The sequence below is a fragment of the Rhizobium rhododendri genome (assembly GCF_007000325.2).
GTDB lineage: Bacteria > Pseudomonadota > Alphaproteobacteria > Rhizobiales > Rhizobiaceae > Rhizobium > Rhizobium rhododendri.
Genome location: NZ_CP117267.1, coordinates 1,795,128 through 1,810,374, shown reverse-complemented (window position 1 = coordinate 1,810,374; position 15,247 = coordinate 1,795,128). Strand labels below are relative to the sequence as shown.

At 62.3% G+C, this 15,247-nt stretch carries 12 protein-coding genes; 4 read left to right on the top strand and 8 right to left on the bottom strand.

Translation table 11 applies throughout. From position 1 onward, the window contains the following. Positions 1–284: 284 nt before the first annotated feature. Positions 285–2,756, bottom strand: a complete 2,472-nt coding sequence (locus PR018_RS08900; RefSeq protein WP_142823168.1) for an ATP-dependent helicase — start codon at positions 2,754–2,756, stop codon at positions 285–287. Positions 2,757–3,050: 294 nt separating this feature from the next. On the opposite strand from PR018_RS08900, the gene PR018_RS08895 reads away from it, so the two are divergent. Then, the gene (locus tag PR018_RS08895; protein WP_142823167.1) at positions 3,051–3,719 is read left to right on the top strand and encodes a YiaD family glycine zipper/OmpA-like lipoprotein; all 669 of its coding nucleotides are present in this window, start codon (positions 3,051–3,053) and stop codon (positions 3,717–3,719) included. Between the two features lie 70 nt (positions 3,720–3,789). On the opposite strand, the gene PR018_RS08890 is transcribed toward PR018_RS08895, so the two are convergent. The 3 genes from PR018_RS08890 to PR018_RS08880 form a co-directional block, all read right to left on the bottom strand. Then, positions 3,790–4,035, bottom strand: coding sequence for a hypothetical protein (locus tag PR018_RS08890; RefSeq protein ID WP_142823166.1), 246 nt, complete (start codon positions 4,033–4,035; stop codon positions 3,790–3,792). 18 nt (positions 4,036–4,053) lie between these two features. Further along, positions 4,054–4,401 carry an HNH endonuclease gene (locus tag PR018_RS08885; protein WP_142823165.1) on the bottom strand — a complete coding sequence of 116 codons (348 nt, stop codon included), beginning with the start codon at positions 4,399–4,401 and terminating at the stop codon, positions 4,054–4,056. A gap of 153 nt (positions 4,402–4,554) precedes the next feature. Then, positions 4,555–5,460 (bottom strand): LysR family transcriptional regulator, encoded by a 906-nt coding sequence (locus tag PR018_RS08880; RefSeq protein ID WP_142823164.1) that lies wholly within the window; start codon positions 5,458–5,460, stop codon positions 4,555–4,557. A 90-nt stretch (positions 5,461–5,550) separates the two neighbouring features. Here PR018_RS08880 and PR018_RS08875 point away from each other — a divergent pair, with 90 nt between their 5' ends. Then, complete coding sequence (locus PR018_RS08875; protein ID WP_142823163.1) at positions 5,551–6,588, top strand: aldo/keto reductase; 1,038 nt, start codon at positions 5,551–5,553, stop codon at positions 6,586–6,588. A gap of 9 nt (positions 6,589–6,597) precedes the next feature. Here PR018_RS08875 and PR018_RS08870 read toward each other — a convergent pair whose 3' ends face one another. From PR018_RS08870 to PR018_RS08855, 4 genes are all read right to left on the bottom strand, one after another. After that, complete coding sequence (locus PR018_RS08870; RefSeq protein WP_111222883.1) at positions 6,598–7,323, bottom strand: amino acid ABC transporter ATP-binding protein; 726 nt, start codon at positions 7,321–7,323, stop codon at positions 6,598–6,600. Continuing rightward, positions 7,301–7,960 carry an amino acid ABC transporter permease gene (locus tag PR018_RS08865; RefSeq protein WP_142823162.1) on the bottom strand — a complete coding sequence of 220 codons (660 nt, stop codon included), beginning with the start codon at positions 7,958–7,960 and terminating at the stop codon, positions 7,301–7,303. Before PR018_RS08865 ends, PR018_RS08870 begins: the two co-directional genes overlap by 23 nt. Then, entirely contained in the window at positions 7,957–8,628 is a 672-nt protein-coding gene (locus tag PR018_RS08860) for an amino acid ABC transporter permease (RefSeq protein WP_142823161.1), read from the bottom strand. Before PR018_RS08860 ends, PR018_RS08865 begins: the two co-directional genes overlap by 4 nt. Positions 8,629–8,694: 66 nt before the next feature. After that, positions 8,695–9,489 (bottom strand): transporter substrate-binding domain-containing protein, encoded by a 795-nt coding sequence (locus PR018_RS08855; protein ID WP_142823160.1) that lies wholly within the window; start codon positions 9,487–9,489, stop codon positions 8,695–8,697. A gap of 348 nt (positions 9,490–9,837) precedes the next feature. Here PR018_RS08855 and PR018_RS08850 point away from each other — a divergent pair, with 348 nt between their 5' ends. Continuing rightward, a complete protein-coding gene (locus PR018_RS08850; protein WP_142823605.1) occupies positions 9,838–11,250 on the top strand; it encodes an FAD-binding oxidoreductase in 1,413 nt (470 codons plus the stop codon). Between the two features lie 88 nt (positions 11,251–11,338). Continuing rightward, on the top strand, positions 11,339–15,235 hold the full coding sequence (locus tag PR018_RS08845; protein WP_142829204.1) for an AsmA family protein: 3,897 nt from the start codon (positions 11,339–11,341) through the stop codon (positions 15,233–15,235). Positions 15,236–15,247: the final 12 nt, after the last annotated feature.

Below are 15,247 nucleotides of genomic sequence, written 5' to 3'. Positions count from 1 at the left end.
GGCGGCGCAATTAAGACGCAGCGATCACGCCCAGCCCTCAGGTGCCGTGTCGTCCTACATTTTGCCACACCGCTTCAATATTAGGTCCTGATTGCGCCAGATCGTTGGATATCGTATCCCGGATATATCGTCGAGATCTTGGATTACCTAAGGCTAACGGCGAAGCAGGACGGTTTGCGGAATTCGTTGGACGCAGAGCTAAATAGCTATTCTTCGAATTCGTAAAATGTCCCCAACGGGCCGACATCCGCCACGGGGTTACTCGCCACAGCGCGCTTCCGCCCTCACACCCTCTCCACAAACCCATCCAGCACACGCTTCTGGCCGGCCCTGTCGAATTCGATGGTCAGCTTGTTGCCTTCGATAGCTGAAATATTGCCGTTGCCGAACTTGATGTGGAAGATGCGTTCGCCGACTGCGAAGCGGGAGGGAGTGTCGGTCGTTGATTTCGCCACCAGTTCGCCGTCGATGGTGCGCGCCTTCGGGCCGCTTTCGCCGTAGCCGATGCGCTCGACTGCGTGGCCGGAGCGCGAGCCCCAGTTGTCGCGCGTTGCATCGGTCTTGTTGGCCTGGGCGCGTTTCCAGCCCGGCGTGCCGTAGCTGTTGGAGAAGGGCTCGGCCTTGTCGAAGCGTGACTGGCCGTAGGCGCTGCGTCCATAGCCGCCATAGGATTGCTCGGTCTCGGCGACGGACACGTGTGTATTCGGCAACTCGTCGAGGAAGCGGGAGGGCAGGGTGGATTGCCAGAGGCCGTGGATGCGGCGGTTTGAGACGAACCAGATGTGGCAAAGGCGTTTGGCCCGCGTCAGGCCGACATAGGCAAGCCGTCGTTCCTCTTCGAGACCCGCCCGTCCACTCTCGTCGAGCGAGCGCTGGTGGGGAAACAGGCCTTCCTCCCAGCCGGGTAGGAAGACCGTCTTGAATTCCAGTCCCTTGGCGGAATGCAGCGTCATGATCGAGACAGCATCGAGGTTCTCGTTGTTTTCGGCATCCATGACCAGCGAGACGTGTTCGAGGAAGCCGCGCATGCTCTCGAAGCTGTCCATCGAGCGGATCAGTTCTTTCAGGTTGTCGAGGCGGCCCGGCGCTTCAGCCGACTTGTCGTTCTTCCACATGTCGGTGTAGCCGGATTCCTCGAGGATCTGCTCGGCAAGCTCCGTGTGGGGTGCGTTTTCGAGCCGTTCCTGCCAGCGGCGGACGGACATCACGACGTCGTACAAAGCCTTGCGCGGCTTCGGCTTCATCTCGTCGGTTTCGATGATGTCGGCTGCCGCGGCCAGCATGGGTATATTGCGGGCGCGGGCATAGTCGTGCAGGGCGCGCACCGTTGTGTCGCCAAGACCGCGTTTCGGCGTGTTGACGATGCGCTCGAAGGCGAGGTCGTCGGCCGGCTGGCAGACGAGGCGGAAATAGGCCATGGCGTCGCGGATTTCCATGCGCTCGTAAAAGCGTGGGCCGCCGATGACGCGGTAGTTGAGGCCGAGCGTGACGAAGCGGTCTTCGAACTCGCGCATCTGGAACGAGGCGCGCACGAGGATCGCCATGTCGTTCAGCGCGTGGCCGCCGCGCTGCAGCTGCTCGATCTCTTCGCCCAGCGCCCGGGCTTCCTCTTCCGAGTCCCAGGCGGCGTGAACCTGAACCTTGGCGTCCTCGGGATCGCTGCGGTCGGTGAAAAGCGTCTTGCCGAGCCGGCCTTCGTTGTGGGCGATCAGATGGGCAGCCGCGCCGAGGATGTGTTCGGTCGAGCGGTAGTTGCGCTCGAGCTTGATCACCTTGGCGCCCGGGAAATCCTTCTCGAAGCGCAGGATGTTGTCGACCTCGGCGCCGCGCCAGCCGTAGATCGACTGGTCGTCGTCGCCGACGCAGCAGACATTCTGCATCTCGCCCTTCGGCCGCTGGGCGAGCAGCCGCAGCCACATGTACTGGGCGGTGTTGGTGTCCTGATACTCGTCGACGAGGATATAGCGGAAGCGCTGGTGATAATCCTTCAGCACATCCGGGTTCTGGCGGAACATGGTGATCGGATGCAGCAGCAGGTCGCCGAAATCGCAGGCGTTCAGCGTCTTCAGCCGCGCCTGGTAGGCAGCGTAGAGTTCGCGGCCCTTGCCGTTGGCAAAAGCACGGGCATCGCCCTCGGCAATATCGGGCGGTGTCAGGCCCTTGTTCTTCCAGCCGTCGATCATGCCGGCGAATTGCTTTGCCGGCCAGCGCTTGTCGTCGAGGCCCTCGGCCTGGATGATCTGCTTGATCAGGCGAACGACGTCGTCGGTATCGAGGATGGAGAAATCCGATGTCAGGCCGACCAGTTCCGCGTGACGGCGGAGCAGCTTGACGCCGATCGAGTGGAAGGTGCCGAGCCATGGCATGCCTTCGACTGCGCCGCCGACCAGCAGTGCAACACGCTCCTTCATCTCGCGCGCCGCCTTGTTGGTGAATGTCACCGACAGGATCTGGCTGGGGAAGGCGCGGTTCGTCGACAGGATATGGGCGATGCGGGTGGTGAGCACACGGGTCTTGCCGGTGCCGGCGCCGGCGAGTACCAGCAGCGGCCCCTCCAGCGTCTCGACAGCCTCTGTCTGCTCGGCGTTGAGGCCTGCGAGGTAATCCGGCACGCGGCCGACATCGCGCGCTGCCATGGCGCGGGCGGCAATGCCGCCGGCAGCTTGCGGACGCGCTGCAGCCGGCTCGTGGCGCCTCGGCTCGGCGTGCTCGGGCTCTTCGTCGAAGAAGGGAATGTCGTCGTGTCCTATCGTCATGTCGCGTAATGTAGTGATTCGGAATCGAAAGGCCAGAAAAGATGTTCTGCTTTCATTCCCTTATTGCCATCCCGCCCGCTATCGGAGCCGCCCCAGCGCGCGATTCGGAGACGGCAGGGCGCGGTGACGTGTCGTCGTCCGCGCGGCAATGTCCCTGCGCATCCACTACGGCCTATGGTTCGCTACGACGCTCATGGGGCAAATCTGTGCGTTGACAAGGGGCTGTCATTATTTTTCATGATATTGCCGCAATCCTTGATACACGTCTCGTCATCGAAGCAGAGGCCCTCGTCCATGATCAAGAAATTCGTTCTACTCGCCGTCTCGGCTGCCTTCCTGAATGCCTGCACGACCACCGATCCCTACACGGGCGAGCAGAAGGTTTCGAACACTGCGGGTGGCGCTGCCATCGGCGCGGGGCTCGGGGCGATTGCGGGCCTTGCCGTCGGCGGCTCCCCGGTCGGACGGCGCAACGCGGCGCTGATCGGCGCAGGCATCGGCGCTCTCGCCGGCGGTTCCATCGGCAATTACATGGACCAGCAGGAATCGGAGTTGCGTCAGCAGCTGCAGGGCACCGGCGTTTCCGTCACCCGCACCGGTGATCGCATCATTCTCAACATGCCGTCGGCCATCACCTTCGATACCGACCAGTATTACGTGAAGCCGGAGTTCGACCAGACGCTGAACTCGGTGGCAATCGTTCTGCGCAAGTTCAACAAAACGCTGATCGACGTCAACGGACATACGGATTCGACCGGCAGCATGCAGCATAATCAGGAGCTCTCGGAGCGTCGCGCAGACTCGGTCGCCGGCTATCTCGGCACCCAGGGCATCGATCCGCGCCGCGTCTCCGCCGTCGGCTTCGGCCCGACACAGCCGGTCGCCAGCAACGCGTCGGAAGCCGGCCGCGCGCAGAACCGTCGCGTCGAAATCCAGATAGCGCCGATCACCCAGAACGGCTGATTGCCTATAGAGGGCGTGCGCAGGCAGGACCCGCGCCGCCCCTGGTAGGCTGAACTCATGCCGTTAGAGGTCAGAGGTCCTGTGCGCGCGCGAGCAAATCGGCCCAGCGTTTGACGTAACCGTTGACGACGGGCGGGTGCAGGCCTGCAGAGATCAGCTTTTGTTCAAGGCCATGCACATCGAAGGCTTCCAGAAGGGTGTCCTTCGGATAGAGCCTGAGCGTGTAGGTAAACATCTCCTCCCAGCTCCGCCGGACCCTGACGGATTCATCTTCCAGATGCGGGCGATAGCGGGTGACGAGCTCATCGAGGGTCATGGCCTGTGCTCCCGGATACTACCGTTTGCGCCCACGGCCCAAGGCCTGTCCGGACTCCTTGGCCAGGTCTGCAAATCCCGGCGGCTTGCTTTTGATCCACGCCACGAAAGTCTGCACAGCCGGATCCTCGAGAATTGCCTCGATCGTGCTGAACTTCTTGGCGAGTTGGCTATCCGTGAAGATTGCATGGATCTGGTTGTGGCAGACGCGGTGCAGGTAGACGGTCTCCTTGCCGCCCTTGCTCTTCGGGACGAGATGGTGGGCGTCCTTCTGATCGTCCGGGATCACGCGCTCGCAGAGCGGGCAAATCGTTGGCTCCGGCTCCGCGTTCGATGAGTCAAAGTCGTCTCTGTTCTTGCGGGCCATCTATCCTCGGTCAATTTTTCGAGCTGGTGCTGTCGTGCATTCGTATCGTTTCGATCGATGCAGGCGTCTCCCGCAGATATCGCTTCTGACGGAATGGAGCAACGATCTTGCGCAGTCGTCTCAGCCTCGCATTTGCGACGCACTGTACCTTGCCTATGACAGCCTGACGTGCTCGGCCAGAAAATCCAGCAATGCACGAACTCGCGCTGGCACAGGGCCGCCTTCGCCGATATAGACGGCGTGGAACGCCTCGATGTCGTCGGGATTGCAGTCGTCGAGCACGACAAGCAAGCGTCCAGCGGCGACATCGTCCCGGATCGTGAAGCTTGCCAGTCGCGCCAGGCCGCCGCCGGCCAGGCAGAGATGTCGCATGGCCTCGCCATCGCTCGCCTCGATCGTGCTGACCAGCTTTTTCGCGACGCACTTGCCGTCCACCAGCAGCGGCCAGCCGGCGACGGCTCGCCGGTATGAAAAAGCGATCTTCCGGTGTCTGTCGAGATCGGCTGGCGTGCGCGGCGTGCCATGTTCCTCGAGATAGTCCGGCGTGGCGACGATCGCCATCGACGTGCCACCGAGCTTGCGCGCGACCAGCTGCGAACTCTTCATCGGACCAGCCCGTATCGCGACATCTGCATTTTCGGCCATGAGGTCGACGACCGCGTCGGTAACGGTAATCTCGAGTGTGACTGCGGGATAAAGCCGCAGAAATTGCGGGACGAGCGGCGCAAGAACATGATTGGCGAAAGATGCGCTGGTGTTGATGCGTATGCGGCCGATCGCCAATTCTCCGACCGAGGCGTTGCGTTCCGCCTCGGCAATGTCGGCAAGTATCCGGACGCTGCTGTCGTAGAAGAGGCTGCCTTCCGTTGTCAGCTGCAGCGTGCGAGTGGAGCGATTGAGCAGCCTCGTGCCTAGCCGTCCTTCCAGCCGCGTCATGAGCTTGCTGATTGCCGAGGGGGTGAGGCGGCTGGCACGGGCGGCAGCCGAAAATCCGCCGAGATCGACCACCCGGACAAAGATCTCCATTTCGCCTGAACGGTTTACGTCGGTTTTGCTCACTATGAATTCAATTCATGAATGCTGATCGTTGCGGCAGTCTAGTTCACATCGTCTTTGCAATCTACCTTTGACGAAACGCAGGAGACGACAATGGAATACAGATATCTCGGCCGATCCGGCCTGAAGGTCCCCGCCTTGAGCTTTGGCGCGGCGACGTTTGGCGGCAGTGGCCCGCTGTTCGGTGCCTGGGGGACGACGGATGTCGTCGAAGCCCGCCGCCTCATAGACATCTGCCTGGAAGCTGGCCTCAACCTGTTCGACACGGCGGACGTCTATTCGGCCGGCGCCTCGGAGGAAGTGCTGGGGCAGGCGATCCGTGGCCGCCGCGACAGCGTGCTGATATCGACAAAGATGGCGCTGCCGATGGGCGACGGACCGAACGATGCCGGCACCTCGCGCTCGCGGTTGATCCGCACGACAGACGATGCGTTGCGCCGGCTCGGCACGGATTACATCGATCTGCTGCAGCTTCACGCATTCGATGCCCATACGCCGGTGGAGGAGGTGCTGTCGACGCTGGACGATCTCATCTCAGCGGGAAAGGTCCGCTATGTCGGCGCCTCGAACTTCGCCGGATGGGAGCTGATGAAATCGCTGGCGGCAGCCGACCGGGGCGGCCATCCTCGTTATGTCGCGCACCAGGTCTATTATTCGCTGGTCGGCCGCGACTACGAATGGGAGCTTATGCCGCTTGGCGCAGACCAAGGTGTCGGCGCGCTGGTCTGGAGCCCACTCGGCTGGGGGCGGCTGACTGGCAAGATCCGCCGTGGCCAGCCTTTGCCGGAAGGCAGCAGGCTTCACCAGACGGCAGAGTTCGGGCCGCCCGTGGATGAAGACAAGCTGTTCGATATCGTTGATGTCCTCGACGGGATCGCCGGGGAAACCGGCCGTTCGGTGCCTCAGATCGCCATCAACTGGCTGCTCAGCCGGCCAACCGTCTCGAGCGTCATCATCGGGGCTCGAAACGAGGAACAACTCCGGCAAAACCTCGGCGCTGTCGGCTGGAGCCTCACCAGCGAGCAGATTGCCCGCCTCGATGCGGCAAGTGCTGTCGCCGCGCCTTACCCCTACTATCCATACCGCCGGCAGGAGGGATTTGCGCGGCTCAATCCGCCGATGTTGCCTTAGGCTCCCGCCTCACAGCATCCCCAGAAACTGTTTCAGTTCCGGCGTTTTGGGGTTGCTGAAGAACTCTTCCGGCGGGCCGATTTCGTGGACGCGGCCTTCGTGCATGAAGACGACGCGCGAGCAGACGTCGCGGGCGAACTTCATCTCGTGGGTGACCATCAGCAGCGTCATGCCTTCGGATGCGAGTTCGCGGACCACGGCCAGCACTTCCGACACGAGCTCCGGGTCGAGCGCCGAGGTGATCTCGTCGCAGAGCAGCGCGATCGGCTGCATCGCCAGCGCCCGGGCGATGGCGACGCGCTGTTGCTGGCCGCCGGAGAGCTCGTCGGGATACGCATCGAACTTGTGGGCCAGGCCGACCCGCTCGAGCATCTTTCGGGCCATAGCTTCTGCATCAGCCTTGGACGTCTTCCGCACCACCGTCTGCGACAGCATGACATTGCGGCCGGCCGTCAGGTGCGGAAAGAGATTGAACTGCTGAAAGATCATGCCGACCTTCAGCCGCAGCGCCTTCAGATGCAATTCGTCGGGCAGGAACTGGGCACCGGCGACGGAGATCGAGCCGTCATCGATAAGTTCTAGGCCGTTGATGCAGCGTAACAGGGTGGATTTCCCCGAGCCGCTCTTGCCGATGATGGCGATGACCTCGCCGGGTTCGACGTTTATGTTGATGCCCTTCAGAACTTCGTTGCTGCCGAAGCTCTTGCGCACCTCAGTGATTTCGATGAGCGACATTGAGCTTCCTTTCCAGGATCTGGCTGCTTTTCGACAGAGGCCAGCAGAGGGCAAAATAGATGAGGGCGACGAAACCGTAGACGGTGAACGGCTCGAAGGTGGCATTGGTGATGGCGGTGCCGGCCTTCGACAGTTCGACGAAGCCGATGATCGATGTCAGCGCCGTGCCTTTCACCACCTGCACGGAAAAGCCGACGGTCGGCGGCACAGCGACGCGCAGGGCCTGTGGCAGGATGACATGGCGCATCTGCTGGGCGTATCCCATGCCGAGGCTGGCAGACGCCTCCCACTGGCCCTTGACGACGGACTCGACGCAACCGCGCCAGATTTCAGTAAGGAAAGCGGCCGACCAGAGGATGAGCGCGACGCCGGCGGCAAGCCAGGCCGGGACGTCGATGCCGAACAGCCCCATGCCGAAGAAGGCGAGGAACAGCTGCATCAGCAGCGGCGTGCCCTGGAACAGTTCGACGTAGTATTTGACGAAAATGCGCGCGATGCGCCGCTTCCCCGTGCGCAGGTAGAGCAGCACCATGCCGAGCAGGCCGCCGCCGACGAAGGAGACCAGCGACAGGAGGATTGTCCAGCGGGTAGCGTAGAGAAGATTGCGGACGATATCCCAGGTGGTGAACTGGATCATCGGGTGCTCCCGCGCGGAAAGAGGATGCGGCCGAGGCCGGACAGGAGCTGGCGCAGGATGATTGCCAGCAGCAGGTAGATAGTCGTCGAGACGAAATAGGCCTCGAAGGCGCGGAACGAACGCGACTGGATGAAATTTGCGGCAAAGGTCAGGTCTTCAGCAGCGATCTGCGAGACGACGGCGGAGCCGAGCATGACGATGATGATCTGCGACGACAGGGCCGGCCAGATGCGCTGCAGCGCTGGGACGAGGATCACATGCCAGAATGTCTGGAACGGCGTCATCGCAAGGCTGGCGCCCGCCTCGAACTGGCCGCGCGGTGTCGCCTGAATGCCGGCCCGGATGATCTCGCATCCATATGCGCCGAGATTGATGACCATGGCGAAATTGGCTGCCTGCATTTCCCCGAGCTTGATGCCGATGCCGGGCAGTCCGAAGAATATGAAGAACAGCTGGACGATGAAGGGCGTGTTGCGGATCAGTTCGACATAGGGAACGACCAAGGGCCTCAGCCAACGGGGGCCGAGCGAGCGGGCCCAGGCGCAGGCTATGGCAAGCCCGATGCCGAAAACTGCGCCGACGGCGGTCAGTTCCAGCGTGATGCCGACGCCCTTGATCAGCATGGGGTAGTATTCGCCGAGCCAGGCGAAGTCGAAATGGTAGTGCATCCAGGTTCCTCCGCTTCCGGTGGGGAGGCCGACGCCGCAAGGGCGCCAGCCTTTGTCAGGGAGCGGTCAGAGGTCTGCCGGGATGTCCTGGTGCAGCCATTTCTGGGTGATCTTGTTCATCGATCCATCGGCCCTGCCAGCCGCGATGATTTCGTTGATCTTGCCCTTGAGTGCGTCCTCGTTCTTGTTGAGGCCGATATAGCAGGGCGACTTGTTCATCAGGAACTTCAGTTCCGGACGGTTCGGCGGGTTCTTCTCGAGGATCGCAGCGGCAATGACGTTGCCTGTCACGATAACCTGGACCTGGCCCGAGAGGAAGGCCGAGATCGTGCCGTTATTGTCCTCGAAGCGCTTGATGATTGCATCCGGCGGGGCGATCTTCGTCAGGGCGAGGTCCTCGATGGCGCCGCGGGCCACGGCAACGGTCTTGCCCGAGAGATCGGCAGCGGACGTGATCTTCAGGTCGGCGGGGGCAAAGGCGCCGTTGAAGAAGGGCGCATAGGCGGAGGTGAAGTCGATGACCTTCTCGCGATCCGGGTTCTTGCCAAGGCTGGAGATGACGATGTCGGCCTTGTTGGTCTGCAGGTAGGGGATGCGGTTCGGCAGCGTCACCGGCACCAGTTCGGCCTTGACGCCCAGTTTGGAGGCGATGAGTTTCGCCATGTCGATGTCGAGTCCCTGCAGTTCCATGTCCGGGCCGACAGTGCCGAAGGGCGGTGCGTCCTGCGGCACGGCAACGCGGATCGATCCACGGGCGGCGATGTCGCTGAGCGCGTCTGCGCGCGCCGCATGGGGAGCGGAGACGGTGCCGACCGTCATCATCGCGAGTGCGGCCATGAGGAGGAACTGTTGGCGTTTCATAGGCTTGTCCTTTTAAACTCGAATGAAAAATCAAGAAGGCCTACGCAATTCGCGTGCCAGACGATGAGCGCCGGGACTGGCGCGATGTGGCGGGTCCGGGCTCTCCGACGAGCCGAAAGGCGGCCTGCCGCAAACGCACATGCCGCGATTTTGTGCAATATTTCGGTTCTCTAACGCTGCAGCGGTTGTCGGTCGCAGCCGCAATTCCGATCTGCCGGAGAGCAAGGTCCGGTGTCGTTCCATGAGACCGCTGGACCCGACGTTGGGCTGGACAGGACGGATCGCTTGTCTCATAGAAGCCCTTCGGGGCCTTACAGGTCCTGCCGAGATCGCATGGGAGATCACGCAATGGCGCTGGCGGATGCAAGAGCTGGAACACGCAACGAGGCGGGCGTTGCTGCCGTTCTCGGCATTCTGAAGCAGGCTTTCGGCGACCGTTTCCAGACGGGTGATGCCTTTCGTGCCCAGCACGCGCACACCACCACATACATTCCCTCGCAGCTGCCCGACGGCGTGCTTTTTGCCGAGAGCAGCGACGACGTCAAGGCTGCCGTGCGCGCCTGTTCCGAGCACAAGGTGCCCGTCATCGCGTTCGGCACGGGCTCGTCGCTGGAAGGCCAGATCAATGCGCCAAATGGCGGAATATCGATAGATATGAGTCGGATGAACAAGGTTCTTGCAGTCAATGCGGAGGATCTCGATTGCGTCGTCGAGCCGGGCGTGACGCGCGAGGAGCTCAACGTCTACCTGCGCGATACCGGCCTGTTCTTCCCCATCGATCCAGGGGCCAACGCCTCGATCGGCGGCATGACGTCGACCCGCGCATCCGGCACCAATGCGGTGCGCTACGGGACGATGAAGGACAATGTTCTGGCTGTGACCGCTGTAACGGCGTCCGGCGAGGAGATCAGCACCGCTCGCCGGGCCCGTAAATCCTCCGCCGGCTACGACCTGACCCGCCTGTTCGTCGGATCCGAGGGGACGCTCGGCATTCTGACCTCGGTGACGCTGCGGCTGCAGGGTATTCCGCAGAAGATCGCCGGTGGCGTCTGCGCCTTCCCGACCATCAAGGCGGCCTGTGACGCCGTCATCATGACCATCCAGATGGGCATTCCCGTTGCCCGCATCGAATTGCTGGACAGCATGCAGGTTCGTGCCTGCAACCGCTACTCCGGCCTGTCCTATCCCGAGCGGCCGACCCTGTTCCTGGAATTTCATGGCACGGAGGAAACGGTGCCGCTGCAATCGGCTGAATTCGGTGAGATCGCTGCCGAATGTGGCGGGGACGAGTTTCAATGGACCGTCAATGTCGAGGAGCGCAACAAGCTCTGGAAGGCCCGTCACGATGCGTACTGGGCCTGCCGCGCGCTTGCGCCTGAATTGGCGGCTTTGTCGACGGACGTCTGCGTGCCGATTTCGAGGCTTGCCGAGTGCGTCGTCGAAACACAGGCCGATATCGAGGCGCATGGACTGCTGGGGCCGATCGTCGGGCACGCCGGTGATGGAAACTTCCACGTCCTGCTGCTGTTCGACGACAAGACGCCCGAAGGTGTCGCCGTTGCCGAGGGATTTGTCGCGCGTCTCAATGCGCGGGCGCTGTCGATGGACGGCACCTGCACGGGCGAACATGGCATCGGCCAGGGCAAGATGGCGTTTCTCGAGCAGGAGCTCGGCGGCGCCGTCGACCTGATGCGCCAGATCAAGCGCAGTCTCGATCCCGATGGCATATTCAATCCCGGCAAAATCTTTCATGCAGACTGAAAAATGGAATATTACCATGAGTTTGCCTTGCCCCCGACGCGAATGGCGCTAGTGTCGTGACGGGCATGAGGAATGGAGATTCAACGCGTTGTTAGGCAAGGTCCTGGTCTTTCTGGGTGGCGTTCTGGTGGTGGTGCTGTTCGTGGCGCTGCTGGCGCCGCTCTTCATCGACTGGACCGGATTTCGGCAAAGTTTCGAGGAACAGGCCAGCCGCATCATCGGCAAGAAGGTCACCGTTCATGGTTCCGTCGATGCCCGCCTGCTGCCGTTTCCCTCAGTCACGCTGCATGACGTGCGCGTCGGCCAGGAGCCGGACGGGACGCCGATTGTGCAGATTTCAGAATTTGCGATGGATGCCGAGCTTGCGCCTTTCCTGTCTGGCGAGGCGCTGATCTTCGACATGCGCATCTCCCAGCCGAAGGTCCGCCTGCGGCTGCTGAAGGATGGCACGCTGGACTGGATGCGCGGCAGCCAGTCGGAAATTCCGGCGAAATCCGTGGTGCTGGAAAACGTCCATGTGGATGGCGGATCGGTCGAGTTCATCGACGAGCAATCAGGGCGCACGCGCCATATTACCGATCTCAATGCCGAAATGTCCGCGAAATCGCTGGCCGGCCCTTGGCGGGTCGAAGGCGAGGCAGCGCTCGATGACGAGCATGGGAAGTTCACCATCGCCAGCAGCCAGCCCGATGACAACGGCGTGCTGAAGGTCCGCACGCGCCTGGTGCCGCAGGGCCATCCCGTCAGCATCGATCTCGATGGCGAACTGAAGCTGGTGGCGAGCAAGCCCGATTACCTTGGTACGTTCTCGGCCGGCATTGAAACCCGGCAGGCACGCAAGATATCGGGCGACGCTAAATCGAGCGAGCCGCGTGCCAAGGGCAAGTTCGAACTCACCAACGACCGCATTCGTATTCCCGAATACCGCCTGGAGCTCGGTGCTTCCGACGACCCTTATGTCATCACCGGCGAGGCAACGCTCGATACGGGGCCAAAGCCGGAGTTCCTGCTGACGGCGGACGGACAGCAGATCGATGTCAACCGGCTCGGAAATCAGGGCAGCGAAGGCAAGACGACGCGCAACCCCGCAGTTTCCGCGCGGCAAAGGCTGAGCAACCTCATTGCCATCGCAGCCGAAATACCGGTGCCTCAAGTGCCTGGCAAGGCAACGGTACGCCTGCCGGCAATCGTTGCCGGCGACACGACATTGCGCGACGTGCAGCTCGATCTCGAACCAGCGGGCGCCGGCTGGACCGTCGACAAGGCAGTCGGCACGCTACCCGGCCGCACGCAAGTGGAAGCCAAGGGCAAGTTGCTGCTGCAAGGCGACCCGAACTTCACCGGCAACCTGCTGGTGGCCTCCAGCCAGCCTTCGGGGCTCGCCACTTGGCTGTCTGGCACCGTCGATCCGTCCATTCGCGAGTTGAAGGCCGCCGGCTTTTCCGCCGACGTCAACCTGACCCATTTACGGCAGCGTTTCGACAACCTCGAGATTGCCATCGGCGATGCGACGCTGAAAGGGCGGCTGGATCGTCAGCTGCCGGAAAACCAGGCGCCGACGCTGGCTGTCGATCTCAATGGCGATTCCCTCGATCTCGACGCGCTGCGCGCCCTGACCGGCCTGTTTACCGGACAGGAACCGGGTGAAAACATTCTCGATCACAAGATCAACGCCCATCTGAAAGCAGACAAGTTTTCCGCCTTCGGCATAGCCGCCAGCGATGTCGAGACTACGTTCGGAATTGCCGATGGAGCCCTGAAGCTCGACAAGCTGTTCGTGCGCGACGTTGCCGGCGCAGAGATTACCGCCACCGGGGGCGCGTCAGGCTCTCTGCTCGAATACAAGGGATCGGGCGAAATCACCTTCAAGGCTGCCGACCCGACGTCGTTCTTCACGATGCTCAGCCAGCACCTGCCGCATCACCCGGTCGTCGACCGGCTTGTGCGCAATGGTGCATGGTACGGCAACACGGCCCTTCGCGGAGCACTGACGCTGGGCGGCGACCAGGGCAACGGGCTGGCACTGACGCTGGCCGGCGTTTCCAACGGCAGCCGCGTCAACCTCGATTACCGCATGTCCGACCTTCTGGCGCTGACCGGCAAGGGTACGACGACGCTTGAGGCGACGCTTGAGAATTCGGTCACTTCGATCCTGTTCGGCCAGGCGGGCCTCGATCCGCTGCCCGTCGATGCCGATGCCAACGGACGCCTGACTCTGAAGGTGTCGGCGACCGATAACGACCCGGCCGATGCGGCCCTGACATTTGCCACCGACAAGACGTCGTTTACTGCCAACGGCAAGGTCGATGTCCGGCCGGCGACATTTCTCAACGGCACGATGGCGCTGTCAATGGAGAGCGCCGATCTCGATCCGTATCTGGTCATGAACGGCATCGGCATGCCGCAGATGGGCACCGGCCTGCCGGCGAAACTCCAGATCACCGCGACGATCGATTCGGACAAGGTGGCGTTCTCCGACATCAAGGGGCAATTCGCCAGCAACGGCGTGACCGGCAAGCTGGCCTTCGACCGCAAGGCGGCCAACATCAAGGCGAGCGGCGACATTGCCATGACGGAAGCCGATCTCGGGTGGCTCGGAGAGGCCATCTTCGGCCCGATGACGGACCCGGCCGATGGCAACCTGACGAGGGCCAAGCTGGGACTGCCGATGTTTACCGGCACCGACATCAATGTAAAACTCTCGGCTCAGCAGATGTGGCCCGGCATTTTCGGTCCCGTATCCGATTTCACCACCAACATGTCATACAAGGGCGATGCCCTGCAGTTCAACGACATGGCAGGCAAATGGAGCGGTGGAACGATCGGCGGTCGCCTGCTGCTTGCCAACAATGATGGCAATGCCTTGCTGCAAACGAAGATCGATCTCGGCAATGCCGATCTGGCCGTCATCGGCTGGCAGCGCGACGGCGCCCCTGTGGCGACCGGGAGGGCAGAGCTCTCTCTCAACATGGAGGCAAGCGGCAAGAGCGTCAGCGACCTCGCGGCCTCGGCGAGCGGCTCCGGCCAGGTGATGCTCGGCGAAACGCGTATTCGTGGTCTCAATCTCGGCATCCTGCCATCGCTGTTGTCGGCCACCGACCAGATCCAGGGCGCCGTCACCGCCGACAAGGTGGAGCCGATCGTCCAGACGCTGCTGAACAACGGCGATGCGGTGTTGAAGCCGCTGACGATGCCGCTCAATATTTCGGGCGGACGGGTGCGGATCGACAATCTCGTTGCCATGACCGATACGGCCAAACTGACCGGCAATGCCGATATCAACCTGTCCGACGAGACCATCCGCGGTGCGCTCGCCATTTCTCTAAATGCCGGCGCCGATGCTGTCAGTGGTGCCGATCCGGCCCTGCGTCTCGGCTTCACTGGGCCGCTGGCAACACCGACCCGCAGCGTCGATTCCAGCGCTGTCACCAGCTTCCTGTCCTTGCGGGCCTTCGAGCGCGAACGACGCCGGGTCGAGCGGCTGCAATCTGGTGTGCTGGAAAAGCAGCGGTTGAGGCGCGAGGTGGCGCTCACGAAATTCGCAGCCACCGAGCGCGATATCAAGCGCCAGCAGGATGCAGTCATCGAGGAGCAGCGCAAGGCCGAGGAGGAGCGCCTGAGAATGCTGGCCGAACAGGCCGAGACGCAGCGACAGGCGGAGGCGGCGACGAAAGCAAAGCTGCAGGCGGAAGCCGATGCCGCCGCCAAGGCTGAAGCTGACGCTGCGGCCAAGGCACAGGCCGAAGCGCAGGCGCAGGCGGAAGAAAAGGCGAAGGCCGATGCCGCCGTAAAGGCCAAGATCAAAGCGGCAACGAAGGCACGTGCTGAGGCCTTGGCCAAATTTCAGGCAAACGAGGCGGCACGGGCTGAAGCTGAGGTCAAGGCAAAAGCCGATGCCGAACAGAAAGCCAAATCGCAGCAGCAGCCACCTTTACCGGCACCGCTGACTGTTCCGGATTTTTCCACTCCACCGCAAAAGTTCTGATCAGGCGGGGCA

Coding starts and splice junctions, on each gene's coding strand:
- PR018_RS08895 (WP_142823167.1), top strand. CDS start 3,051: ATGATCAAGAAATTCGTTCTACTCGCCGTCTCGGCTGCCTTCCTGAAT.
- PR018_RS08855 (WP_142823160.1), bottom strand. CDS start 9,489: ATGAAACGCCAACAGTTCCTCCTCATGGCCGCACTCGCGATGATGACG.
- PR018_RS08860 (WP_142823161.1), bottom strand. CDS start 8,628: ATGCACTACCATTTCGACTTCGCCTGGCTCGGCGAATACTACCCCATG.
- PR018_RS08890 (WP_142823166.1), bottom strand. CDS start 4,035: ATGACCCTCGATGAGCTCGTCACCCGCTATCGCCCGCATCTGGAAGAT.
- PR018_RS08870 (WP_111222883.1), bottom strand. CDS start 7,323: ATGTCGCTCATCGAAATCACTGAGGTGCGCAAGAGCTTCGGCAGCAAC.
- PR018_RS08885 (WP_142823165.1), bottom strand. CDS start 4,401: ATGGCCCGCAAGAACAGAGACGACTTTGACTCATCGAACGCGGAGCCG.
- PR018_RS08865 (WP_142823162.1), bottom strand. CDS start 7,960: ATGATCCAGTTCACCACCTGGGATATCGTCCGCAATCTTCTCTACGCT.
- PR018_RS08850 (WP_142823605.1), top strand. CDS start 9,838: ATGGCGCTGGCGGATGCAAGAGCTGGAACACGCAACGAGGCGGGCGTT.
- PR018_RS08875 (WP_142823163.1), top strand. CDS start 5,551: ATGGAATACAGATATCTCGGCCGATCCGGCCTGAAGGTCCCCGCCTTG.
- PR018_RS08900 (WP_142823168.1), bottom strand. CDS start 2,756: ATGACGATAGGACACGACGACATTCCCTTCTTCGACGAAGAGCCCGAG.